Annotated in this window: 28 protein-coding genes; 3 read left to right on the forward strand and 25 right to left on the reverse strand. The window is 50.4% G+C overall.

The genetic code is table 11. The annotated features are described in order from the left end of the window. Position 1: 1 nt before the first annotated feature. From SLIP_RS08850 to SLIP_RS08910, 13 genes are all read right to left on the reverse strand, one after another. Positions 2–850 carry an HDOD domain-containing protein gene (locus SLIP_RS08850; RefSeq protein ID WP_041432950.1) on the reverse strand — a complete coding sequence of 283 codons (849 nt, stop codon included), beginning with the start codon at positions 848–850 and terminating at the stop codon, positions 2–4. A gap of 10 nt (positions 851–860) precedes the next feature. After that, positions 861–1,286 carry a hypothetical protein gene (locus SLIP_RS08855; RefSeq protein WP_242649094.1) on the reverse strand — a complete coding sequence of 142 codons (426 nt, stop codon included), beginning with the start codon at positions 1,284–1,286 and terminating at the stop codon, positions 861–863. Positions 1,287–1,402: 116 nt separating this feature from the next. After that, positions 1,403–2,125, reverse strand: coding sequence for a pseudouridine synthase (locus SLIP_RS08860; protein WP_041432953.1), 723 nt, complete (start codon positions 2,123–2,125; stop codon positions 1,403–1,405). 26 nt (positions 2,126–2,151) lie between these two features. Next, positions 2,152–2,343 (reverse strand): hypothetical protein, encoded by a 192-nt coding sequence (locus tag SLIP_RS08865; RefSeq protein ID WP_013175936.1) that lies wholly within the window; start codon positions 2,341–2,343, stop codon positions 2,152–2,154. Continuing rightward, on the reverse strand, positions 2,336–3,487 hold the full coding sequence (locus SLIP_RS08870; protein ID WP_013175937.1) for an amidohydrolase: 1,152 nt from the start codon (positions 3,485–3,487) through the stop codon (positions 2,336–2,338). Before SLIP_RS08870 ends, SLIP_RS08865 begins: the two co-directional genes overlap by 8 nt. Positions 3,488–3,604: 117 nt before the next feature. Next, positions 3,605–4,303 carry a gamma-glutamyl-gamma-aminobutyrate hydrolase family protein gene (locus SLIP_RS08875; protein WP_013175938.1) on the reverse strand — a complete coding sequence of 233 codons (699 nt, stop codon included), beginning with the start codon at positions 4,301–4,303 and terminating at the stop codon, positions 3,605–3,607. A gap of 99 nt (positions 4,304–4,402) precedes the next feature. Next, entirely contained in the window at positions 4,403–4,753 is a 351-nt protein-coding gene (locus SLIP_RS08880) for a type II toxin-antitoxin system PemK/MazF family toxin (protein WP_041433572.1), read from the reverse strand. A gap of 5 nt (positions 4,754–4,758) precedes the next feature. Beyond that, the gene (locus SLIP_RS08885; RefSeq protein WP_013175940.1) at positions 4,759–5,031 is read right to left on the reverse strand and encodes a CopG family ribbon-helix-helix protein; all 273 of its coding nucleotides are present in this window, start codon (positions 5,029–5,031) and stop codon (positions 4,759–4,761) included. 86 nt (positions 5,032–5,117) lie between these two features. Then, on the reverse strand, positions 5,118–6,257 hold the full coding sequence (gene alr / locus SLIP_RS08890; RefSeq protein WP_013175941.1) for an alanine racemase: 1,140 nt from the start codon (positions 6,255–6,257) through the stop codon (positions 5,118–5,120). After that, a complete protein-coding gene (locus SLIP_RS08895) occupies positions 6,254–6,703 on the reverse strand; it encodes a CBS domain-containing protein (RefSeq protein WP_013175942.1) in 450 nt (149 codons plus the stop codon). The genes alr and SLIP_RS08895 overlap by 4 nt, the downstream gene beginning before the upstream one ends. Before the next feature lie 39 nt (positions 6,704–6,742). Next, positions 6,743–8,296 carry a bifunctional ADP-dependent NAD(P)H-hydrate dehydratase/NAD(P)H-hydrate epimerase gene (locus SLIP_RS08900; protein WP_013175943.1) on the reverse strand — a complete coding sequence of 518 codons (1,554 nt, stop codon included), beginning with the start codon at positions 8,294–8,296 and terminating at the stop codon, positions 6,743–6,745. 12 nt (positions 8,297–8,308) lie between these two features. Continuing rightward, on the reverse strand, positions 8,309–8,671 hold the full coding sequence (acpS, locus tag SLIP_RS08905) for a holo-ACP synthase (RefSeq protein ID WP_242649160.1): 363 nt from the start codon (positions 8,669–8,671) through the stop codon (positions 8,309–8,311). Between the two features lie 145 nt (positions 8,672–8,816). Further along, a complete protein-coding gene (locus SLIP_RS08910) occupies positions 8,817–9,296 on the reverse strand; it encodes a chemotaxis protein CheW (protein WP_013175946.1) in 480 nt (159 codons plus the stop codon). Positions 9,297–9,742: 446 nt separating this feature from the next. Here SLIP_RS08910 and SLIP_RS08915 point away from each other — a divergent pair, with 446 nt between their 5' ends. The 3 genes from SLIP_RS08915 (at position 9,743) to SLIP_RS12150 (ending at position 13,553) form a co-directional block, all read left to right on the forward strand. Beyond that, a complete protein-coding gene (locus SLIP_RS08915) occupies positions 9,743–10,747 on the forward strand; it encodes an MDR family oxidoreductase (protein WP_013175947.1) in 1,005 nt (334 codons plus the stop codon). A 113-nt stretch (positions 10,748–10,860) separates the two neighbouring features. Continuing rightward, positions 10,861–11,319, forward strand: a complete 459-nt coding sequence (locus SLIP_RS08920; protein ID WP_013175948.1) for an FAS1-like dehydratase domain-containing protein — start codon at positions 10,861–10,863, stop codon at positions 11,317–11,319. A 506-nt stretch (positions 11,320–11,825) separates the two neighbouring features. Continuing rightward, on the forward strand, positions 11,826–13,553 hold the full coding sequence (locus SLIP_RS12150) for a methyl-accepting chemotaxis protein (protein ID WP_013175949.1): 1,728 nt from the start codon (positions 11,826–11,828) through the stop codon (positions 13,551–13,553). 95 nt (positions 13,554–13,648) lie between these two features. Here SLIP_RS12150 and SLIP_RS08930 read toward each other — a convergent pair whose 3' ends face one another. The 12 genes from SLIP_RS08930 to SLIP_RS08995 all read right to left on the reverse strand — a co-directional run bounded on the left by SLIP_RS08930 (position 13,649) and on the right by SLIP_RS08995 (position 24,621). After that, complete coding sequence (locus tag SLIP_RS08930; protein ID WP_013175950.1) at positions 13,649–14,260, reverse strand: HD-GYP domain-containing protein; 612 nt, start codon at positions 14,258–14,260, stop codon at positions 13,649–13,651. After that, a complete protein-coding gene (locus tag SLIP_RS08935; RefSeq protein ID WP_013175951.1) occupies positions 14,250–14,504 on the reverse strand; it encodes a hypothetical protein in 255 nt (84 codons plus the stop codon). Before SLIP_RS08935 ends, SLIP_RS08930 begins: the two co-directional genes overlap by 11 nt. 1,237 nt (positions 14,505–15,741) lie before the next feature. Next, the gene (locus SLIP_RS08940) at positions 15,742–16,857 is read right to left on the reverse strand and encodes a helix-turn-helix domain-containing protein (RefSeq protein ID WP_013175952.1); all 1,116 of its coding nucleotides are present in this window, start codon (positions 16,855–16,857) and stop codon (positions 15,742–15,744) included. Beyond that, a complete protein-coding gene (locus tag SLIP_RS08945; protein WP_013175953.1) occupies positions 16,817–17,527 on the reverse strand; it encodes a hypothetical protein in 711 nt (236 codons plus the stop codon). Before SLIP_RS08945 ends, SLIP_RS08940 begins: the two co-directional genes overlap by 41 nt. A gap of 193 nt (positions 17,528–17,720) precedes the next feature. Continuing rightward, positions 17,721–18,563 (reverse strand): tyrosine-type recombinase/integrase, encoded by an 843-nt coding sequence (locus tag SLIP_RS08950; RefSeq protein WP_013175954.1) that lies wholly within the window; start codon positions 18,561–18,563, stop codon positions 17,721–17,723. A 103-nt stretch (positions 18,564–18,666) separates the two neighbouring features. After that, positions 18,667–19,116, reverse strand: coding sequence for a hypothetical protein (locus SLIP_RS08955; RefSeq protein WP_013175955.1), 450 nt, complete (start codon positions 19,114–19,116; stop codon positions 18,667–18,669). A gap of 205 nt (positions 19,117–19,321) precedes the next feature. After that, positions 19,322–19,957 carry a hypothetical protein gene (locus SLIP_RS08960; protein WP_013175957.1) on the reverse strand — a complete coding sequence of 212 codons (636 nt, stop codon included), beginning with the start codon at positions 19,955–19,957 and terminating at the stop codon, positions 19,322–19,324. Next, positions 19,957–20,295 (reverse strand): hypothetical protein, encoded by a 339-nt coding sequence (locus SLIP_RS08965; RefSeq protein ID WP_013175958.1) that lies wholly within the window; start codon positions 20,293–20,295, stop codon positions 19,957–19,959. The genes SLIP_RS08960 and SLIP_RS08965 overlap by 1 nt, the downstream gene beginning before the upstream one ends. 5 nt (positions 20,296–20,300) lie before the next feature. Further along, the gene (locus SLIP_RS08970) at positions 20,301–20,645 is read right to left on the reverse strand and encodes a hypothetical protein (protein WP_013175959.1); all 345 of its coding nucleotides are present in this window, start codon (positions 20,643–20,645) and stop codon (positions 20,301–20,303) included. A gap of 500 nt (positions 20,646–21,145) precedes the next feature. Further along, positions 21,146–23,911, reverse strand: a complete 2,766-nt coding sequence (locus tag SLIP_RS08985; RefSeq protein WP_013175962.1) for a fibronectin type III domain-containing protein — start codon at positions 23,909–23,911, stop codon at positions 21,146–21,148. Beyond that, a complete protein-coding gene (locus SLIP_RS08990) occupies positions 23,902–24,168 on the reverse strand; it encodes a hypothetical protein (RefSeq protein ID WP_013175963.1) in 267 nt (88 codons plus the stop codon). The genes SLIP_RS08985 and SLIP_RS08990 overlap by 10 nt, the downstream gene beginning before the upstream one ends. Continuing rightward, the gene (locus SLIP_RS08995) at positions 24,169–24,621 is read right to left on the reverse strand and encodes a hypothetical protein (RefSeq protein WP_013175964.1); all 453 of its coding nucleotides are present in this window, start codon (positions 24,619–24,621) and stop codon (positions 24,169–24,171) included. It abuts the gene before it with no gap. Between the last annotated feature and the right edge of the window lies 1 nt (position 24,622).

Here is a 24,622-nt window from a genome sequence, read left to right on the forward strand (position 1 = left end):
TTTACAAAAGAAAGCAGCTTTCGTCAGCCAGAATTTCGCTCAGCCTAGCCATCATCTCTTCGACACTCTTGTCTGAGAGCCCCAGCGCGTGTAATGTACTGAACTCAAATGAATAATCGAGTCCGTCCACCCCTAAACCTATCCCCATCATCATGACCATAGCATCAGCTAAATGAACAATCGAGGTTAAAGTAGAATTAATACGGGCGGCACCCGGCGAGTGATGACAAGCTATGGCTTCCACCAATCCGTCAGGGAGGTTCCACTTTTCTGCAATCCGAGAGCCGACCTGGGCGTGGTTAAACCCCAGGATCTTCTCCTCCGCTTCTATAAACGAGGTTCCATTCTTTTGAACACTGTCGATGACCTCCTGATATGCCTCCTGTAGGTGGCGGTTAAGTATAACCTTGCCTATATCGTGGAGCAAGCCGGCCGTATATGCCTCTTCCTGGTTCCTGAACTTTACGGTTCTCGCTATCATCCGGCAAGAAATGGCTACCGCCTGGGAATGACGCCAAAGCTCTCCCGCCGGCAGCGCGTAGCCTTGCACTTCCCGATTCAAGACCTCACTAACAGAAGCAGCAAGAGCAAGACTCTTGATAGTTTGGAAACCGAGGAGTACCGTAGCTTCCGTTACAGTCCTTATCCTCCGTGGAAACCCGTAATACGCCGAGTTGGCCAACCTCAAAACCTTGGCGGTGAGTCCCTGATCCTGGGTTATCACCCGGTTGACGTCTTCAGCAGTCGAATCGGGATCTTCGGTAAGCTTAATAACCTGGATAGTCACGCTGGGCAAGGCCGGTATGTCATCTACCGAGGCCACCAGTTGTTCCAGTGTGATGTTCGTCATCGCCATTCCCCTAGCTTCTCTCTAACTTTCTCCTCATATACACCTTAAACTCTCTAAGTGCCTCATTAGCCTTGAAAAGCAACCTTTCCATATCATACCTGGTCAAAACTGCCTGATCCGGTTCCAGCACCTCCACTTTACGAAACTCTTCTTTCACTATAAAACGAAGGGCATCGTCTAAACTGTCAGCCCAGAAGGTTATATTAGCCGGAGCAAACCCCACCGTTTGCCCAGAAAACTCATCCATCACCGTATACACGTCCGGGCTTAAATCAATATCTTCAATATGAATGCCCTGGAACGGAACATTACGCAGAAAAGCTACCTTCTGTTCTCGCACCTCTTCCGCGACCTGTTCCGCGCTCTTGCCGCCGAAAAGCTTTCCGGCCCGTACCCCCTTGTAATCGAAACGAACTCTAATTCTCAGACCCTCCACCTGTCCCTCGTCACCTGCCTTGATGTTTTTCTCCAAAACAAAGTGCTTGACCGATATGTGTCCAATTAGTGTACTTCGAGAAAAAAATCCATTTGTCCTTCCGTTTTCGAAGCGTTCTATCTAATTTGTCCTTTTGCTAGGTTCTGTAAATATTCCACCTCATCCTTGGTCAAATAGCGAAATTCCCCGGGCCGTAACCCATCTAGGGTTAGGTCGCCAAACCTGGTCCGTTTCAAGGCAACGACAGGATGTCCTACGGAAGCGCACATCTTCTTCACCTGGCGCTTTCGCCCCTCATGAATCCTTATTTCCATTAACGTCCGATCCTTTCGCTTTGCTAGTACTCTAACCTTAGCCGGGGCTGTCTTAACCGCGTCAATTATTACCCCTGCTCTAAGCCGTTCTATCGCCTTGCGGCTGACCATCCCCTGAACCCAAGCTTCGTACACTTTTTCTATCTCAAAGCGGGGGTGCGTCATCAGATGGGTAAAATCACCGTCATTTGAAAGCAAAAGCAGGCCCTCGGTATCATAATCCAACCTCCCGACCGGGTACACCCGTTGGGTCACGCCCCTTAATAAGTCTACTACCGTGGGTCGCCCGTGGGTATCGGCCAAAGTACATAGATAACCTGAAGGCTTGTTCAGTAAAATGTAGACAGGCTCCTCCCTGTGCAAAAGCCACCCATCCAGTTCCACTTGGTCTTTCTCTTCGTTTATTACAAATCCTAACTCCCTGACCACCCGGCCGTTGACCTTAACCCTTCCCGCTTGAATCAAGGTTTCAGCCTTGCGACGCGAGGTTATACCTGCAGCCGCCAAGTACCTAGCTAAACGCAACCGGTCCCGTTCACCCCTTATCCGCACTAGTTAGCCCATTGTTTAGATGCAAAAAACGCTTTTAGATCAGACACCGGAATGTGAATAAGGTTATCCTGGTCAATAACCGCCAATACCGCCACATCACGCCCCGACGGCTCTTCTTTATAAATATTCACTATACACACGGTCATCTGAACCCCATCTAAGTAAACGGTAAACAGATCCCCTTTATCCATGACAAGTATCCCTCCACAGCCGCCCACCCACCAGTACGGCTTCAGCTCTGGCTTTGATTTCCAGTGGATGGTGGGAAAAAATCACAATATCCGCCTTTTTCCCTTCCTCAATCGTGCCTATTTCGTCTTGCATCCCCAATATGACAGCTGCCCGAGAAGTAATCGCCGCCATCGCAACCTCTTCATCCAGTCCTTCCCTTACCGCCAGTCCCGCGCAAACGCTCAAATACTGAATGGGAATTACCGGGTGGTCCGTAATAAAGCAAAACTCGACCCCGGCCTCGTGAAGGCGCCGCGCGTTTCTGAACGAAACCTCCTTCAGCTCCACTTTCGCCCGATTGACCAAAAGCGGGCCCAATGCCACCTTTACTCCTCTTGCCGCCAGCTCGTCAGCTACCATGAAAGCCTCGGTTCCGTGCTGTATGACCATATCAATCCCGAACTCGTCCTTCAAACGCAAAGCAGTCAAAATATCATCCGCTCGGTGAACATGTATATAAAGAGGCATTTTCCCCTGTAACACTTTACCCAAAGGCATTTGCTCGAATTCGTCTTTGGCTTTCAAGTCCTTAGGCTGATCTAATGACTTGGCCGCAACATAGAACGCTTCCCTTAACATGGCAGCGCTGGCCATGCGGGTACGCGGGGCCTTGTTCTGGGATCCGTAGACTCTTTTGGGGTTTTCTCCCAGCGCCGCCTTTAAGCCCCAAGAACTGCGGTAAACCATATCCAAAGGTCTGGGGCCCCAAGTCTTGAGCAAAGCCGCCTGCCCCCCGATAACGTTGGCACTTCCCGGCAATACCAAGACCGTTGTCACTCCGGCACGAACCGCATCGGTAAACCCGATATCCCAAAAATTGATGCCGTCCAAGGCCATAAGGTACGGAGTCAGAGGGTCTGTGGTTTCGTTCAGGTCATCCCCTTCCACCCGGTAGACTTCTTCCTCCAATCCCAGGTGGCAGTGGGCGTCGATCAGCCCTGGGCACACGTGCTTATCAGCCGCCTCTATGACCTCGCATCCCGCGGGAATCTCCACGTCGAAGCCAACTGCCTTTATCCGGTCTCCGTCAATCAAAACAGTCGCATTGTTCAGGACCCCGGCAGCTGACATCGTATAAACCCTACCCCCACGTATCGCTAGCATCCCAAACCTCCCGCATACTTTATCCTATGAAAACTTGAAAACTGTCTTTCCCCGGTTCGCCCCAAAACCCGCTCCCAAAAACCGGCCTTATAATTCTTAATTCTTAATTCTTAATTCTTAATTCTTAATCCTTTCTCGGCCAGCATCGACCAACGCCTTGAACAGATTTTCCGAGACTTTATCCGTCATCAACTCCGGATGCCACTGCACCCCAAGAATAAAACGGTGGCATACCGACTCTACCGCTTCTATCACTCCGTCACAAGCAGTCGCAGATATGATGAGATTTTCTCCGATTTCTCGCACTGCTTGGTGATGAAAACTATTCACCCTTAAAGTATCACTACCAGAAATGCGATACAAGCGGGTGTCCCTTACTACCAATATACCATGAAAAGCGTGACTTGGGGGCGCTTTCTGCTGGTGGGAAATTCCTCCCGCCAAATGTTGGTACAGACTCCCTCCAAAAGCGACGTTTATGACCTGAGCCCCGCGGCATATTCCCAAAACAGGCAAATCCTCTTCCATAGCGCACTTCATCAAGGCCAGTTCAAACTCATCTCTTGTTGGATCCACTGTTCCTAAATCAGGATGCGGCTCTTCGCCCCAGTTAACTGGATCAACATCCCCACCCCCGGCTAGGAGCAAGCCATGACAAGTTTCCTTGTATTCCGTTATAACATCTCTGTCATTCGTCGGCGGCAGGATTACAGGCACACCCCCGGCGTTCAGTATCTTGTCTATGTAGTCCCTTCTCAGGTAATGACGGTTTTCGTCCGGCTCAAAAGAGCAAGTGATCCCTATTCTTACCCCCAATCGGTATTCCTCCCCGAAACTAGCTTACAACCGTTCTGAATAAACAGCGAAACAGGCGTTACTGCCTGTTTCCTCTCATTTCATTCTTATGTAGATAAATTAGGCATCGACCAATCCCAAGCTTATTTCCAAGGCGTGATTCACTTTGGCCATGGTCTCTTCATCCAAAAAGGCAATCCGTTGTTTGAGCCTGGTCTTGTCGATAGTGCGTATCTGTTCTCCCAGTATGACCGAATCTTTGTCCAGACCGTATTTTGCGGCCCGAAGTTCCACATGCGTAGGCAGCTTGGCCTTGTTTATCTGCGATGTAATAGCTAACACGATGGTGGTAGGACTATACTGATTACCTATATCGTTCTGAACTACGAGAACCGGTCTGATCCCTCCTTGCTCTGAGCCGACGACCGGGTTGAGTTGGGCAAAATAGACTTCACCACGCTTTATTGTCAAACCCATCACTCCGTTATTAACCTTTCTAAACATTGTATCAGGGCCTCGTAATCAGCCGAGGAACACTCACAAGCGAGGGTCAGGTTTATATCGGCCATCTCCATGTATCCTTTTTTCATCTGCTCGTTAATAAGTCTTTTCCTGCGCTCCCCCAGGTACATCCTGAGGGCTTCGCGGATAATCTCGCTTCGGTTTTTGCTCTCGGCAACGTAGATGTCCTCCAGCTCCAGTAATAGGTTTTCCGGTACGGTGATCATTATCCTTCTCGAGGCCGACAAACCGAGCACCCCCTAAGGCTGATACGCGCACTATGAGTGATATTAATTATTATACCGGTCGCCAGTTAAGGTCGCAAATCCAATAATTACAACTTACTCCGCTTGTAAATGCGGGGTATGCGCGGCCCTAACATACACACGATTTCGTAGTTGATAGTTCCGATGAGGGAGGCCAGCTCATCGGCAGTAACACCGTCCTCCGGCCGTCCAAATAAGATAACTTCATCCCCTTCTCTGACCCCCTCGACCTCCGAAACGTCAAACATGCACTGGTCCATGCATATTCTCCCTATGCCGCAAACCCGCTTTCCCCTTACCACCGCGTGTACCTTGCCGGAAAGTAACCGACTATACCCATCAGCATAACCGATAGGAACCGTAGCCACCTTCGTGGTACGGGTTGTAATGTAAGTACACCCGTAGCTAACGGCATGGCCTGGAGGCAGGTCTTTCAGCATCACAATCCGGCTGAGAAGCCGCATAGCCGGGATGAGGTTTAAGCATCGGTTCGCCACTTCATCCGAAGGCCACAGCCCGTAAACGCTTATGCCCGGTCTCACTAAGTCGAGATGCGCTGATGGTAAATCGATTAAAGCCGCGCTGTTGGCCGCGTGTTTTAAAGGAATTTTAACCCCTTTTTGTTCGAGTTCACCCACAAAGTCCAGAAAACGCCGGAGCTGCCATTCGGTATAGCTCTTGTCAGCGGCGTCGGCTGCGGCAAAATGGGTAAAAATCCCTTCTACCTCTAGTCCCGGCAGGCGAAGAAATTCCTCGATGTCCGCCAATGCTCTTTCATCTGGATAAAATCCCAGCCGTCCCATGCCGGTGTCGATCTTGATGTGAATGTACCCGGGCTTCTGCAGCTTGCAGGCAACTCGGGAAACGGCTTCGGCCAGACGCCGGTCAAAACAGGTAAGCCGCACCCCCTGTTTAACCGCCTCTTGGGCCCCTTCCTCGGAGGTAGCGCCCAGCACCAGAATTCTAGGTCTATTAATCCCGGCTTCTTTGAGCAGGAGCGCTTCGTCCAAAAGAGCCACAGCTAAGAACTCGGCCCCTTCCTCTACACATGTCCTGGCAACCTCCAGAATCCCGTGCCCGTACGCGTTAGCCTTCACAACCGGCATCAAGCGAGCTGTCCCTACAAGCAGGTTTCTCAATTCTTTTAGGTTGTGGGCTACAGCCCCCAAGTCTACCTCTGCCCAGGTTGGTCTTGCCAGATGCATCATGATCTTGCCAATGCCCTCACCACGTCATTTCTGGTCACTATCCCTACCACCTTGCCGTCGCGCACCACCGGAACCCTGTTGATAGATTTTGCCGTCATCAGCCGAGCAATATCGAACAGTGGAGTATCCTCATCTACTGCTGCAACCTGTGTGGTCATGATATCTTTGACCTTGGAAGCCGTGAACCTCTTTAGCTCCTCATTAAACCGGCGCGGGCTCTGCAGAAAGATGATGCTGTCGAACAACGTGATGTAAAAGGGCAATTCGAGATCACGGGCTTTGATCATGAGGTCACTTTCCGTGACCACCCCAACCAGCTTTCCGGCGTCATCCACAACTGGGACCCCGCTGATCCGGTTGTCGGCCAAAATCTTAGCCACTTCTTCTACACTTTGTTCCGGCCGGACAGTTATAACCTCTTTGGTCATTATGTCTTTCGCTTTCAATTTAAGACCCCTTTTCTAAAGAATATTACTTAGGCACCTTCATCTTGACTCGAAAGCCTTCAAAACCGCTGGGATATAATGCACGATATCCATAGCATTCAACCCCCGTTCCCCTTTTTCTTTCTTGGCTTCGTCTCCGGCTTTCCCGTGAACGTAAACACCTGAAATCGCTGCCTGGTCAGGTAGCAGGCCCTGGGCCATAAAACCGGCAATTATCCCGCTTAATACGTCACCGCTCCCAGCCGTAGCCATACCGGGATTTCCCGTAACATTTACATATACATCCCCGCCGGGAGTGGCTATGACCGTGTTGTGCCCTTTAAGTACCAGGGTTACTCCCCATTCGGAAGCAAACCCACGGGCTACTTCCAAACGATCCGCCTGGATCTCGGCTACACTGAGTCCTGAGAGACCGGACATTTCTCCTGGATGAGGTGTAAGGATTACCGGGATTTGACGGTCCTTAAGAACGCCCAGGTCTTCTGCTAAAGCATTCAACCCGTCAGCATCTATGATTACCGGTACCCCCGCTGTCTCAAGTACAAACCTGATCACGGCTCTGGCTTCAGGGTACCTCCCCATTCCCGGTCCCGCCACGCAAACCGATGTCCTCTCCAACAAACTCTGCAGAGCCGGAAGGGCCTCCAGTGAGATGGTCTTGAGCGAAGTCTCGGGCAAAGGAGTAGTCATCACCTCTATCAACCTGCTCTCTATCGCTGGCTGCAAAGATTGGGGTACCGCGGCTGTCACCAATCCGGCCCCGCTGCGCAGTGCGGCCTCGGCTGCCATAACTACAGCCCCAGTAAGTCCTACCGAACCCCCAACTACCAAAACATGTCCAAAACTTCCCTTGTGAGTCTCTGCTGGTCGCGGTAGAAACCAAGGAGCCACCCAATCCTCAGTTACCAGGTTAGTCTTGATATTCGGGGCCTCCAGCAAACAGCGGGGGATGGATATATCGCCTACGGTCAACATACCGGTATAGCTCCGCCCGGGCTCCAAGAAAAAAGCCTTCTTGGGCAAAGCCATGGTAACCGTCCAGGTCGCCCGGATTGCCTCTCCCCGAACCTTACCTGTATCAGCTTCTACTCCCGAAGGAATATCGACCGCCACCACCGGCTTCCCTGACTGGTTGACCATTTTCACTACCTCGGACTCCAGGGAAGGCATCTCCCCGTGAAACCCGATACCATAGATGGCATCTACCACCAGGTCGCATCCAGACAGCGGCGCGAGCAACCCCTGCAATTCACCCGTGTCTGATACCACGAAAACCCGGTCACTGATGCTTTGAAGTATGCGGAAATTCAAGGCCGCGTCAGGAGTCAATTTCGATGGATCTCCAAGCAGGAAAGTATCCACGTGAAAACCGCTGTTGATAAGGTGCCGGGAAACAACAAAGCCATCACCCCCGTTATTGCCTTTACCGGCTATTACCACCACCTGGGGCAGCTTGATGCCCGCTAAAGCAGTCTGTACTGCCTCAACCACCCTTAACCCGGCGTTTTCCATCAAAACTATACTGGGAATGTGAAATTCGGTTGAAGCGCGCCGGTCTAAATCCCTCATCTCTTGTGCTGATACTATTTTCAACGCTGTCCCCTCCTACCCTATACGGGCTACAACTACAGCAATCGCATTTTCCCGAGTATGAGAAAGACTGACATCTATCTCCCTTAGCTCGACCTCCCAAGCCTTCTCCCGAGCCCCGCCATACAAATTTAACTCAGGCTTACCGCCTGGGCCCACTCCAACTTCGACCTCAGTAAACCTGACCTGACTTGACAGCCGGGGATGAAGCTTATGGAAAGCCTCCTTGGCCGCCCACCGCGCCGCCAAAGAAGGATAAGGATTTTTTTTCGAATAACAGTAGGATAATTCCGATTCGGTATAAACCCTTTTTAGGAAACGCGGTGTTCGCGTTGCAGCCCGCTCGATGCGGCTAATTTCGGTAATATCTACTCCCACCAAAAGCAAAAAACCACGTCCCTCTTTTTCTAAAATTATTTATCAATCATCTCCAAAATAAAAGCCCCGAATACCATTTTCAGGGCAGAAAACCTGTCTTTCATAGGTTTCTCTAACAATTACTGTAATGCCATGTAGATTTCTTTTAAGCTTTAGCTGCATCAAGAGCCTCCAGCTCCCGCTTTTCTGTTTCGGTAAGGATCTTAGTCATGTCCAGCATTATCAGCAACCGGTTGTCAAGTTTGCCAACACCCGTAAGATATTCTGCCGTTATTCCTCCTATAATGGCAGGCGGCGGCTCAATGTTGGAAAGTGGTAACCGTAAAACCTCAGTCACCTCGTCCACCACTATGCCAACCGTCTGCCCCCCTACTTCCACTACTATGATACGGCTGTCGTCCGTCTGTTCGGCCGTAGTCATAGCGAAGCGCTTCTTGAGATCTATGACCGGTATTATATTCCCTCTCAGGTTAATGATGCCTTCGACAAAATCAGGGACTTGAGGTAGTTTGGTAGGTTTCGTGAGACGGTTGATCTCCTGGACCTGGGTAATCGGCACCCCGTATTCACACACGTTGTCCCCAGCCCGTAAAGTGAATACCACCAGTTGAATCTCTTCTGCCATCGTATCTCCCTCCTGTTTTCTGTTTGAGCCCGCCGGTTTAAAGCCTCAAATTGCACCTACATCCTTTATGCTATTTTACTATTTATTCGATACTATCCGTTAATCTTCCTGTTCTCAATCAGATTTTCTAAGTCAGGCCCGTATCCATTTCCCGCTGACCTTTGTCGTCGATCTCCCGCGTAGGACCGCTTCAGCAGTCTCTTTTCTCGGAGTTCCCATCTGGGTTATGCTTTTTATTTTCCCTCGAAGGAAAAATAGAATGATTGCCGAATAATCATAATTGATTACTGATTCCAGTTGTCCGATTTCTGCCCTTGGAAGAAGAATGCATTCGCAGCTCGGTTTGCAGCACGTCGATAATGAGAGGAGGTGGCTTGGGGAACCGCAACAAGTTGGGATAAGAGTATGCAAGAAAAAGATGTAGAGCTTTGGGGAGTGGTATGTGTATGGCGGGGGAAAACACTTTTAGGGCTATAGTTGTGGATCAAGTCGACGGGAAGATAGTCGCCGAGATCAAGCAGTTGACCGTCGATGATCTTCCACCGGAAGACGTGCTCATTAAAGTGGACTACTCAACAGTCAATTTCAAAGAAGGCCTGGGTTTCGCGGGACGAAACAAGATTTTTCGCAAGTTCCCTATGGTGCCAGGGCTAGATCTCGCTGGAACCGTCGTGGAATCAGCTTCTCCTGACTTCAAACCCGGGGACCAGGTTATACTGAACGGTTGGAGTGTCGGCGAAAGATATTGGGGAGGTTACTCCCAGATGGCCCGGATCAAGTCCAACTTCCTCATCCCGCTTCCGAAAGGTATGGACACCAAGAAGGCCATGCAAATAGGAACCGCCGGGTATACCGCGATGCTCTGCGTCATGACCCTGGAGGAAGCCGGAGTTACCCCGGACAAGGGTCCGGTCATCGTAACCGGGGCAGCAGGAGGAGTAGGAAGCAACGCGGTCGCCATCCTGGCCAACCTGGGATATCACGTAGTAGCCCTCACCAAGCCGGACCAAGAGCACACTCACGGTTTCTTAAAGGAGATCGGAGCCAAAGAGTGCATATCAGGTCCCGAGTGGTCTGAGGAACCGAGTCCCCTGGAGCACCAACGGTGGGCCGGAGCGGTGGACACCGTGGGAAGTGTAGTTCTGTCCCGACTCTTGTCAGAGATGAATTACGGAGGTTGCGTTGCTGCCTGCGGACTGGCCGGGGGACACAACTTCAAGACCACTGTTATGCCCTTCATTCTGCGCGGGGTTAGCCTCAGAGGCGTGGACTCGGTCTGGTGCCCAAACCCCAGGAGGATAGCCGCCTGGGATCGCCTGGTAACCGACATGCCTGATTCTTCGCTGGAGAGGATAAACAAGCTCATTTCGCTGGAAGAAGTCCTGCATTACGTGAAGGAGATCCTAGAAGGAAGAGTGTACGGGCACCTGGTCGTCGACGTGAACAAGTGACAGGAGTAAGAAAGTAGTACCTAGAGCGCTCATCGAGAGACGTCCGGAAACATCCGGTACAAGCATGCCGTATGTTGTTTATTTTTTAATCAAATGGGAGGGAGTTGAATAAGATGAGTAACGTGATTCCTGCCGGGACCAAGATCCCTTGCCGGGTCAGCCGCACCCTCGATGTCGGCGATTTTTCCATCCTGCACCAGCTCACCTGGTTTAACATGGCCGTCCACAGCAACTCCGAGTACGCCAAAGGAACATGGTTCAAGGAGCGTTCCTTGGCCGCCCCGGTCATATTTGTCGTGGCCGACGGACTAGTCCACAATGCCGATACGGTGGCCGAGCTCTTGGGCAACTACGGCTACGAGATTTACGCCTACGTAGGGATCGACAACGTCAAGGTCACCAAGCCAGTCCTTTTCGGCGACACACTAACGGCCCAGGCCGAAGTAGTCGATTTCCGCTCGACCAAGAACCCCGACATGTTCCTCTTCATTTACCACAACAAAACTTATAACCAGCGCAACGAGCAGGTAATCGAGTATACCAGCAGCATGTTGGTCAAGAAAAAGGCCTAGGGTTTTAGAGAGCAACCGCCAATCAGGAACTGCCACATAAAAGACAGAGGCAGAAAACGCAAACTGAGATAGGATTTTGGGGCCGTCAGCACAGTATGTCTGCTTGCGGCCCTTGTTATTGACATATTGACACAAGGGGACGGTTCTTCCGTGTCAATGTCTAAGCCTCACGGACAAGGTGGAATGGCAAGCCGGTTATCTGGATTTGGGGCCGCACGTCTGGCGCGGCCCCTTTTTTACATAGAAGCGGACGGTTCCTGCGGTTTATTGTCAGAAAATAAACCGCAGGAACCGTCCCCCTGGTTGCCCCTTGTGGGCAAGAAGGCTGTGGGTCCAGGTAACACGGTCTCTATATTATGCATCCCCTGGTATTACCGAGCCATATGAGGCTCTGACAACATAATTGAAAAAAGAATTTCTTTGTGAAGGATTTACCAAAATGTTGTCGAATTAACTGGAAAACAGTACCTTTGTCCCATGACCTGGGCCTTGAAGGAGGTATTTTGATGAATTGGCTGCGTAACCTACCTACCATGACCAAAATGATGCTGGCCAGCACCCTTATGGTGGTGCTCATCGGTGTGGTAGGAGGCGTGGGGTGGAACGGGATGTCGAACATCCAAAAGCACCTGCAGACCTTATACGAAGATCGGTTCGTCCCCACTCTGGATCTTGCCACAGCCAGCGAGGCGGTCAAAGCCCTGAGAGGCGATTTATGGAAAGCCCAAGGATCGACCAGCGAGACCATGAGGAATGAAGCCTTCGACCAGCTGAAATCCGATTTCGAAACCCTAGACCGAGCTTTAGGCGCTTACGGGCAAAGCCGTATGACCGAGCGCGAAAAGGAGCTTTTTAACCAGGTAAGGGCTAACATGGCCCAGTACCGCAAGGTGGCCGAGCCTTTCGCCGGGATGTTCGGGCCCGGTTATACCGCGGAGCAGAGGGACAAATACCTTACCGAGGTGGTCCGCCCCTACCGCGAAGCTGCTGAACAGAGCATGGCTGACCTCTACCAACTCAGCCGGGAAATGGCTAGCCAGTTGCGGCAACAGGCAGAAGAGAACTATGCTAATTCGACAAAGTTCATAATAGTTTTTACCCTGGTAGTTCTCGTAGCGGCCTTCGGGAGCGGTATCGGTATCGGAAGAGTGATAGCCGTGCCTTTGAAAACCGCAGTCGGGCAGCTTCAAACGGTGGCCCAAGGGGACCTAAGCCAGGAAGTTCCTCCGTCCCTGGTTGAACGCAAAGACGAGATCGGCGATGTGGGCCGGGCCTTGCAGGTCATGACTGCAGAACTGCGAAAGCTTATGCGGGAGGTAGTAAGTAGTGCTCAGGAAGTGGCAGCTTCGAGCCAGCAGCTGTCCGCCACCTCTGAGAACGTCTCCGCCAACATGGAGGAGGTATCGGCTTCGGTTGAAGAAATAACCGCGGGGCTCCAGACGGTTTCTGCCTCGGTAGAAGAGATCACTGCCTCCAGCGAAGAGATGACCGCTTCGTTGAACCAGTTGGCAGCGGAAGCTAAGAAGGGAGCGGAAACTTCAACCGTTGTTGAAGAGAGAGCCAGGTCCGTCCAGCAGCAAGCCCAAGCATCACGTAGTGAAGCTCATTCCATTTATCGAGACATAGAAGAGAAGGTGGCGTTGGCGGTCAAAGAAGCGGAAATCGTGACCGAGATAACCTCTTTGGCCGACTCCATCGCCGGGATTGCTGCCCAGACCAACCTCCTGGCCCTAAATGCTGCTATCGAAGCCGCCCGGGCCGGGGAGCAGGGCCGCGGCTTTGCGGTAGTAGCTGAGGAAGTGAGGAAACTGGCGGAAGAAACCTCTACCTCCGTCGCCGGCATCAAGAGCCTGACCGACAACGTGACCCATTCCATCGAAAGCCTGGTGTCGCACGTCAGCGAGCTGTTATCCTTCGTCACGGAAAAAGTCATCAAGGACTACGACCAGCTGGCAACTGTTGGCGAGCAGTATGCCCAGGATGCGTGTACGTTTAACAGCCTTTCGGTCCAAACCGCGAACATGAGCGGGCAGGTCCTGGCCACCGTCACCGAAGTAGCCAAAGCTATAGAGTCGGTAGCCCAGACCATGGATGAGAGCACCAAATCGGCATCCGAAATCGCTAAAGCGACGGAAACCACTACGGCATCGGTGGTGCAGGTAGCAGAAGCGGCCGCCCGCTTAGCCGAGACCGCCCAAACCTTAAATCAATCGGTGTCTCGCTTCCGGCTTTAGGAACAGGTGAGGATTTGAGATTCTCGAATCGCGTCTTTGGTCACGGGCATCACCCATATTCCTTGCCAAGAGGTTGGCCTTTACTCGAAGACTCGTTAATAGGTGGTAAAGAACTCTACGAGCTTACCCACCACCTTCCGGTCAAACTGGTAACCGGAGTTGTGCTTCAACTCCTCCAGCGCTTGTTTGACATTTTTAGGTTTGGAACGATAAGAACGATAGCTGACCATGGCATCGAGCGCGTCGGCCACGGCGACAATTCTTGCAGCCAAGGGAATCTCAGTACCGGACATGCCGTAAGGATATCCTTTCCCATCAACACGTTCGTGGTGGAATTCGACGACATCCAGAACTACCTGTTTTTCTGTTTCAGGCACGTTCTTCATGATGGAAAGCGCGATTTCCCTACCGAGGGAAGGATGTCGTTGCATCATCGCCCGTTCTTCGGGTGTCAGCGCACCGGTCTTATGCAACACGATTTTCGGTATTGCCGTCTTGCCCAGGTCATGGATCAAGGCTCCTAAATAGACATATTGAGCTGCGTCAGAAGGGAGACGCAACAGATGGCTCAGAAAATAAGAAACCTGAGCAACCTTCTGGCAATGCAGGTAAGTATCGGGGTCATACTGCCAGAGTTTTTTCTGGCACCTGCGAGTTTTTACCAAAATCCTAGCCGACACCCCGTCGAAAACTCTGTTATTCAACATGAAGCCCCCGTTTCCAAACAGAATTCCGCGGCAAAAGCATGCTGTATCCAGCGCAGTTTTCCTCTGCCCATACTACGTACCTCCCCAGCCCTAAAACCGGAAGTTTACATAAAATAAGACCCGGGCCAAAACAAACTTTGTCTTTAACCGGGTCTCCGATGCGTCTCACCAGGTCTTGATATTGGCAGTGCTTAAGAAAGCCGCTGAGCAGCAGGGCAACGTTCGCTCCTCCGCTGCGCTTCATTCCAAACCCACATACGAGCTCATTGATTGATTGATTGATTGATTGATTGATTGATTGATTGATTGATTGATTGATTGATTGATTGATTGATTGATTGCAGGAATCATGCCAATCATCCACTCTGTCAATTGATTTTTTGTCTCAACATCACATCTCATTTTTCGGTCCATACCGTCTAAACCGTTTCGTTCTAAACATTTATCGGGTTTTATGCCCTGCCAGGTTTGCGTTACTCTGTCTCAAAGTTTGTTTGGCAATAATGCTAAGAATAACCAGGACTTTTTTCCTTCTCAATCTAGATTATTGTCACATGTCGACAACATCTGTCAAGAGAAACATGTTTCTGTGCTCAAAAAAAGCAAAAAACCCGTCTCCGAAAAGCTCGCAAACGGGTTTTCTTGGGCCCGGACCTGTTACCGGTTTTGTTACCGACTTGTTACCCAACCGTGGGAGAAATGCCGAGAAAATGGGAACCTTAAAAGTAACCGGTTTAGCGCTCTATAATTTTACAAATCACCCAAACTCTCTATTATCAAGGCTTCTCGCCTGTTATTCTGGTGGAGGCGGACTGTCACATACCGTATCCACAGTCATAACTGTGGTCGGAGAGGGCTATAAGTCTCAATCTCTTGACCGGGGCTGTACTGCGCCGCCTTCGCCCACTCCTCCCTGAGAATAATGGAACCAAGTGGCTGCCGGTCGCCGACCTGGTTCACAGATAATTAATTAGGCCTCAAAGTGAGAGATACTTGCTACTTCACTTCGACCCATAAAGGCCAAGCGCGATAGCCATAATCCCGCGCCCAAAGCTTTTCCCCGGTTTGAGGATGACGTCTCCATGCACGAAATATAAGCCTATAGCGACGCACGGCTCCTCCTTTCTCCTGGAGGAGATACACCGTTGCCAGACAAATCATACATGTGGTATGTATGTATTTGAGTCACAACATAACACCGGCCCACAAAAGCAATTTGTCTTGAAGTCGTTGTAAGACGTTCGTGGGCAACGGCGTCAAGTCTAACTAGCTAGTGGCTTTTATAACTGATTCAAGTATACCTTCACCTTCCTTCCCTATGTGACCGAGATAGTTGTATTAGCGCAGCCTAACGAGGTACTTGATACACTCCCGCAACTTCATCAACGCTCATTAATACTGATGCCCTTTATTAGGAATAAGAAGATCGGCTGCAAACGCATGGGCCTTCCATTCCGGGTTCACATACGTGGAAAACGGGATCAGTTAGCCCCTGTAGACTTATCTCTTCCAGGAAATGCAACTATTTTCCCTGATTCACTCGTTATAGGATGCGCAGGATCTTTACCGAGATATCCAAGTAGTGTATTCTCCACAAACCGGCTAGGCAACTGAGTATCCGATGCCACCTGTTTGAAATTCATCGGTACTCCATATGTAGTTTCGACGAGTTGGCGCAACAACCGAGGTTTTTCCACGGGTATATCAATAGGTTCTTTCTGCCTCCAGCCCTTAGCTCCGATTTGCTGATAAAGATACTTGTATTGCCGCTGAGTGATTAAACCCAAGCGATAAGCCCGAAGAACCAAAAATTGGACAGATACCCCCCAACGCTTCTTGACTTCAAGTAAATCCTTCAGCCTTACTGGGGTTGTTAACTCCTCACGGATTGCCTGTTCCGGTACCAGAAACTCTGCAGCAAAATCGTTGGCTTCCTGTTCAACATCTATCCCAGTGCCATGATATGATCCATGCAATACTAGGTGCCCGAGTTCATGGGCTAAGCTAAACCGCTGGCGATCCCCTGGCCAGCCTTCCGTTAGAGCAATTACGGGCCTGACCGTTCCAGTCCCAACCCAACAGGAAAACGCATCTATACTGTTAGAGTACACAGGTAAAGAGATAATCACAACACCAGCGTTTTCGAGAGTATAAATAAGTCTCGGAATCGGTCTATCAGGAGATAACCCCAATGCCGATCTAGTTAGTCGAGCAGCTTCCGCTGGATCTACATCTAATTTTGAGATTCTTACCGGCAGTCCCCTCACTCGAGCAAGGAATGTATCAGTCAACTCATAAATTAATTGTGCAGAACGGTAAACTTTAGTTTTTTCTTTAACACTCGCTTGCATTTTGCTCCGAAAAAGCAAGGAGCCCATAGGGAAATCTATCCTGATTTCTTTAAAGAAAAAGGATACCGGGAATCCCGTCTGGAAAGCTATTTGATTCAATAGTTCTTCCGACGGCGTAAACCTTCCGGCTTCTATTAAGGCAACGGCTGGTTGAGTTATATTCAATCTCCTGGCAAATTCTGTTTGACTAAGTCCAATTAATTCTCTAGCTTGTTTCACTCTTTCTCCGTTGACCCAAGGGTTCACCGTAAGTATCCTCCTCATCGACTATTGATCCACCTAGATTTACATCATCTCCCAACATTTCCTCTTCAGTTCTCATGTTCCCAATTGGCAAATCATACAATTCGTCTTGAATAGAAACGCTAGGAAATCCATTTGTTCCCGATTGTGGACGTTCGAGTATTATGCTCCAATCAGCAACAATATTCGACTGAGGGTCCCACTGTTTTTGAGGATGGGATAACCTTAGCCCAATAAGGTTATAAGAGTAGTCCACACCCCATAACAGAACCAAGTTAGTAAACTCACCATCTTGGCCATCGTCTTCAAGAACTGGCCACAATGAACCTTGATAGTACGATTGTTGACGAAGGAAGGCATTCTTCACCATTGAATCACCTGGGTTTGGCAAATCGACACCCGTATCCATCCAAGCCCTGATATGGTACTTTCCATAACGCAGGGACAGTCCATTGCTTGGTATATTGTCAACAATAAGACCTCGTATCATCCAAATGTGATCTAGTATGAATTCTTTGGCAGAATAACGTAATATGTGATGGGCCAGCGAACGGTTGATTTCTCTTCTTTCATAAAAGAACTGTCGAACATCATCACATCCGGCTTCAAATGCATCCCACAAAACTGGAAATAATTCCTTCAGTTCATCAATGGTTTTGTCCTTGTCTACCAATCGATACCCCCCTTAAAGCTGTCCCTTGCTTGCTAATATTATAAGTAGTAAAGGCCAACTTGTCAAACAATTCCTGCATCCTCTAGTCAAGCTGAAGCAGACAGGAAGGCTCAGATTTGCGTCCCTTCAATCGAGTAGGAAGAGGCTACTAAACTCCTCGATTTCCTGCTTGACCGTTATGATGGCTTCGGACTTACTCGACCACATTTTCCATGTGGGAATAGCTGGGCAGGGTATACCTAGCAGTGGTATCCAGCCGGGAATGGCCCAAAAGTGCGGCCACAGTAACAAGGTCTACTCCATCTCTAAGAAGATTGGTTGCGAACGTATGACGCAAGACATGAGGAGTTATCTTCTGGGGTTCAATACGGGCCTGCCACGCGTACTTCTTGATCATGTGCTGGACTGCCCTGGCCGAAATATGCCCTCCATTTTGCCCTGGGAATAACCATTCCTGTTGAGCATGCTGAGCCTGGTGATTGAGCCAATCGCGGACCATGTTTCTGGCATCGAAACCCAAAGGCACTTCTCTGTGTTTCATGCCCTTTCCGGTTATGCTCACTTTCCCTTTGCGGTCCGATATAGAAACATCACTAACCCGCACCCGGGCCGCTTCGCCGACCCGCAGTCCGGCGAAAAGCATTAGCCCTATCAGGGCCACATCTCTGCGATTGCCTTCTTTTTCAACGGCCCGGAGGAATCTTTCCTGTTCCCGTTTAGACAGTGCTTTTGGGGCGTGCTGTACTTGGGCAGCTCGCTTCGGCCACCGGGGCAAGTTCTCTATCAAACCCTGCTCCTGACACCACCGCATCCAGGCTCGGATCGCGGCCATACGGCGGTTGACCGTGGCCGGCTTAAGACCGCGGTTTAATATCATATGTGACTGATACTCCTTGAGATCAATAGATGTGACCAGGTGAGGTTCAAGCGATTCACCGTTCGTCTCGGCGAACCAACGGGAAAAATCCAGTAAGTCCTCTCGATAAGCTCGGGCTGTCCCTCTATTGAGTTCATTCAGGAAGGTACTGAAGGACACTACTCTGCACTCTCCCACATTATACGAAGTCAAAAACCTGAGATAACGTAGGACGACCACGCCCAAAACACAGGCGGCAACGTTCCAGGATTACGCCTAATGCCTATTCGACGACAACATTATCCGCCATGGTTTTCTTTTTCTTGTTTTCATAATACTTGTCCATATCCCTGCTTATGTCAGTCATCAACATGTTCTTGAACTTATAATATCGCCTTTGCAACCCCGGAGTCATTTCCTCCGGTCTGATGAGATAAAACACCAGGTGGCCCACCCGCACAGCCCGTCCTCCATAGCCATCACGTTTGGCGTTCCGGAGTAACAGTACCGAAGGCACGGGCTCATATCCCGTAACGGTAGCAGCGCGTACAAGCGTCATGTACACGTGATGGTTCTGCCACTTTTGGGTCCAGTGAGCCAAGTACTGGGGCGTGTGGATTGCGCGCGGATTGTGATATAGATAATTATAAGGATTGGCCGGCTTTTTCGCATATTCGAAGACCATGTCAACAGCTTTTTCTATCACTCGTTGTTCCTTCCAAATGTCTCTCATTACTAACCTCCGTCTCAATTCCTGATAGGTCCACGTCAGAGACACGCAATTCCACCAAGTACATATAGTCAAATTCGACATGCACCCTGTCGCCGAGAATCCGAAATAATCGTCCTCGGCCAAGTCTGGTATCAACGTAAGGTCTATCTTTAACTTCAACTACTTTGTAGTCCATAATCTAACTGCTTCTCCGTTCAATCTTAAACTACCGCATAGCGTCGGCTTCGTGATCCTCTAAAGGTGCCCTTCCTTTTTCCTTCACTTCGACTATCGTATCCAAGAATCTCTCGAAGGCCCGTTCGTTCGATGGAAAATCCACCGCGCGGATAATAGCGTGCGAATCATACATGCCCGTCTCAAATATGCGTTCGGCAACGTATTTGGGAAGAAACTTTCGTCTCAGAAGGCGTTCTGATTGAAAGTCGTATATGTCATATAGGAAACCGCCGTACAGTTTGTGACAGTCCACTAAGATGTTGGTCAGTTGTCTCATCCGAGAGTCCAGGTTCCTGATGTGCGGGGTGGTCATAAAGAGACTCGCGTTTAGCTTTCTCAGATAGAACATAAACTGCGTCATATAGATATTTGCTCCCCGGGCAAAAAGACGGCTGTCCAGGTTTACGTGAGCTTCGTCCATGAGACATATCGATGCCTCCGACCGAGCCACGTTATAGAAATCCCGATAGCTTGTCAGGGGTTTTGCTCCTACCAAGTCGAAGTTGGCGTAAAGATCAGCTTTGATGCCGGCACGACGAGCCCAGGCCACGAAGTGCCATGCCAGGACGCACATCCCGAATGTTTTGCCTTCACCCAGGTTGCCCTGAAATACCCAGACGTACACTACCTGTCGCCTCCACTGCCAAACACCTTTGACAGCCGGACCTTACCGGTCACAAAGCCTCCCAGCGTCATCTTTTCTATCACATCTACAAACAATCCCGGCGGAGTGACTTCTTTAGCCATGTCGGTCATGACTTTGATAATGGGCTCGTACGTCTTGTCTCCCCGTTTGGTCTGCAAACTCCTCAGCAACGCAACTGCGGCTACCTGACGCTCAGACAATGGGGTACCGTGTTTTTCCATGAACTTCAGCGTTTCCACTAAATCGCTACGGGAGCTGGCGAAAAGCTCCCCGGCCATGATATCTTGCAGGGTCTTCGTTTTCTGTTGTTCGTCCATTTGCCTTACCCCCTAAGCAAGAAAATTGTAATTATCAGAGCACCCATCATTACATAGAACTGGATATTTGCCGTTCGGGCCGCTGCGCCATAGTCGAAAAGATTCCGCAAAACAGTCGACCGTTCCAATCTGGCAACATTTTCGCACTCAACCAGGTATTCTGGCGTATACCCGTATATGTATGCTCGGCCTCCGCTCGGGAAATACCTGACTTGCGCATCCGCTTTTGGAAGAGATAGTCCGCCGGCAAAAATAGCTTCTCCGGTTTCATCCTCCACAGGTACCTCGCGAATCTCTCTATCGTTGACAAGGATGGCTACGTCCATCGTTGTACGCTTTTTGAACAGCACAGTTATTGCCTCCCCCTTCGACCCGATGCCAGTCGGTTGTACATGAGAATGCAGGGTAATACTACAATGGCGATCCCCAGAGTAATGCCTGCTGCTGCCCCAAAAAAGAATTCAAATACCATATCCACCCCTCCTATGAAAATACGTGGGCAATGGCCTCATCAACATTAACGGGGCAATACTTCCCGTTTTTCCACTGATACGTAAATCCACGGTCATCAATGTTGAGATACCGCCGTGTCCATACGTGTTTATACATGTGTATTCTACGCTTGCCCATCACTGCAGGGCAGGTTGTAGTCCCCATATACATGAATCGCTCCATCAAAACATCTATCAACGGCCCCCAACAAGGTGTTAGCCCATACTCACATTCCGCCACACCATTCACCTCCACCATAATTATCTTGGGGCGTGATGCTTCGTACAATGCACGTTATGTGCAGTCTTTCTGCACGCAAAATAATAAAGAGCCTCCTGTCTTAGGAGACTCTTGGAGGTTACCGCACTGTGACAAGCCCGGTCCAGTGGCTGTAAGACCCCTGAGCTTTGATGCGCACTTTGGACCGTCGCGGGACCGTAATTGTGCCCGAACTGGTGTAAGTCGTTCGCCACGTCTCTCCTCCGTCGGTGCTGTATTTCACTGCATAGGGTGCCTGTCCGTCCTCTGTGTCCCAGCTCACAACGGCGGTGTCCTCACCGTAGGCAATCCTCACATTCTTCGGCGCGGCAAACGGTCTGTCGCCCGTGGCCCAGCCCGACTCCGCCGCCGTACTCCACGCAAACCAGTTCGATATAGTTCCCTGCTGTCGTATCTGATACCGGCAGTTTAGTCCTATCGCGACATTGTAATCCTTGTAGGTAAAGCCGTTCAGTTCCTCCGGCTTCAGTACCTTTATCGCCTGCCACGGCCCGTTTTCCATCTGCCGCCAAAGGACAGCGCGGGATCCCAGGGTAACGTTTTCGGCTCGCCATTTGACTTCGATATAGTTGCCTTTCCACCACGCAGTTAGCGTGTCTGCGACGTCCGGTACCTGTACGGTAATCGGGTCGCTGCACTGGCCCTCTATCCCGCTCCTGTCATAGGGTACTACCTCATAGGTATACGTTTTGCCCGGTTCGGCTGTGGTGTCGGTGTACTGCGTCGCATTTCCGACATCGGCCAGCAATTCGTTGTCGCGGTACACGTGATAGCCTGCTACGTTCGGGTCCGTGCTGGCGTTCCAGCTCAGCGTGACGTTGCCCGGTGCTGAGTTAGTGTTCGTTAAGCCGGACGGTGCCGTAACAGGTATCGGCACCTCCACAGTCACAGGATCACTTAGGGGTCCCTGCTCGCCCGTGGTGTAGTAACTTGCAACCTGATACGTATATGTAGACCCCGGCGACAAGGTGCAATCGGTGTACTCTGTCGCGTTTCCAACGTCTGCTATTACTTCCCCGTTGCGGTACACCTTGTAGCCTGCTACGTTTTCATCAGCGCTCGGCTGCCAACTCAGTGTATAGCGTTGGTATCGATCCCTGGTGTACGTGAGGTTCGTCGGCTTCCGTCTCACCGTGACGCTGTACGGACTACTGCGTATTCCTTCGCCATTCGAATTGTATGGAGCGATCTGATATGTGTACGTCTGTCCGGGTGCGAGTCCGGTATCTGTATATTCGGTTGCGTTACCCACGTCGGCCAGGTACTGGTTGTCTCTGTAGACTATATACCCCTCAACGTCCTCGCTTTGGCTCGGGTCCCACGACAAACGGACGCTGGTATCCGAGGGTTGACTATGGGTTATGTTTGTCGGCGCCGCGATTCCTATGCCTACCACGTTACCTGAGTCGTCCAGCACAACATCTTTTTTAAGCACTATTACAGGATACACGTAATGCAGCGCATCGACATAATCATATGTTAGGTTTCCGTTGTCACCTACCGTGATGGTCGTCAGATTATCAGGCCCCGGCGTGCGCAGCCACCAGTGTGCTGTGTACCCACTCGGCATCATGCTTGCCGGGAGTAGGTCCTTTATAGTTAAATATTCTCTCGCGTCCAGTAACCCCACTTTTCCAGTGACCGCGCCGTAATCCGTGCCGTCACTGCCGTCAACCATCATTTGCACTCTACTCCACTGTCGGTCTTGTACAAGTTCCTTGCCTTCGATTGCATTGTAAAACGTGGTGTTCAGCCAGTATGCCACGTTGTTCGTGTCTGACGGATTGAACCGATTGTCTGCCAGTCGATCATAATCAAACACCATTCTTGTTTCCGGTTCCGTCTGTATTATCATCGTATTGCCTGATTCATCGTGTCCGACCACAACCCAGTCAGTACCCGAAAACCTGATAATCGTCCCTACTTCCTGATCCCTGGCGTAGCGCATCAGCGTTGTGACAGTTATACTCGTCACCGAACTCTCCTGTGTCCCTTTGTACGCTGACACCGCGTAAGTATATGTGTTATTAGGTGTCAGGCCGTTGTCGGTGTATGATGTTTGACTTCCCGACACCGTTCCGACCAGTGTGCCGTCGCGGTATATCTTGTACCCGTCGACGCCGGAGCTTGGGTTCCAATTCAAGGTAACAGATGTTGCCGTCGGGTTCGCTGTCAGTCCGGCAGGCGGTTGCACTGGTCCTTCTTGGACAGTCCCGCTACTGTCCACCATCAGCCCGGCCTGAAGATACAGTGCCGGACGGCAATAAATGTCGGTAGCATCAGCATTGGCATTCGACCAGTATCCATTTAAGGTCCCGTCCACTGTGCACACAAACTCTGATGTGCTCGTCGGTGTCGATAGCAACCACCACCTATAAGGGATGTTAGGAAGCACGCTGCCTTGGTACACGGTACTGTATTGTGTATATTCCGAAAGAGTCAGCAAACCTATCTTAGCACTTACACCCGGATAATCTTCCTGCTGCCACGTCACAGTCTCTATCAGTTCTTTTTGAGAGAGACTGTTGTAAAATGTCGTGTTTAGGTAATATCCAATGTTATTGCTGTCCGTCGGGTCAAATCGGTTTGTTCGATCCGGGTCAAATGCCCGTTGCACGGTCGGAGTTTTGAGGATGATATATGTCTTGCCGTCGCTCTTATGTTCCAGGACTATCCACTCCAGACCCGAAAAGTGTATTGTGCCGCCGGGCTCAACGTTGGCTAAAGGCGTCGTGTCTGCGCGCGCTATTCCTGCTCCAACTATCACCGTTACCAAGACCGCGCATAGAGCTATCAACGTGTGTTTTTTGTTACTTATACTTCTCTTGCAGCTTCTTACCACCACTTAACGCCCTCTTTCATCGCTAGATACATACCGTAGGCTTTACGCGCTACGACCACAATCAGCAGCAAAAAGGCACTTGCTATTACACTGCTAATTAATACCTTCCACTCCCATCCAAGCATCGCGACGGGCCCTAGGAAGTAATCCAGATTAAGGCCCCGTGCGGCAACGGTGGCCGCCTGGTCAAGATAGTCGCGTGCTGTCGCCAGTATCTGTATTACAGGGTCAAATATAGTGTCGATGATCCTCTGAAACACCTAACGGTCCCCTCCCGCGATCCGGATCAAAGCGTAAGCCGTCATCAACCACACGAACACGGTCATGATAACGGCTATCGTATGTACCCCTGTACTCGCCAGAAATCCTGTCACGCCGTCCCAGCCCGTGCGGTATGCGTCCGGCAGGTAATAATAGTCGGTACTGCCCCCGAAACTGAGCAATTGCGCAAATGTGTTGAATACCCCGAGGATTACCGCGCCTATCAATTTGAACAGGCCGAATATCACCTGCACCACAAGCACAACGATATAAAAGCACTTGCTCAGAAGGTAGGCAATGCCTGTAAAAAAAGCCACCAGCGGCTGCATGATGGCTATAAGTACGCTTTTCAACGCATTAAACAATGCCTGCAAGAGGTTTCCGAGCCACGCGAAAAACGTCCCCAGGACATTAACAACGTGTTCAAGCAAACTGTGCAAAAACTCGTACATA

Source organism: Syntrophothermus lipocalidus DSM 12680 (assembly GCF_000092405.1).
GTDB lineage: Bacteria > Bacillota > Syntrophomonadia > Syntrophomonadales > Syntrophothermaceae > Syntrophothermus > Syntrophothermus lipocalidus.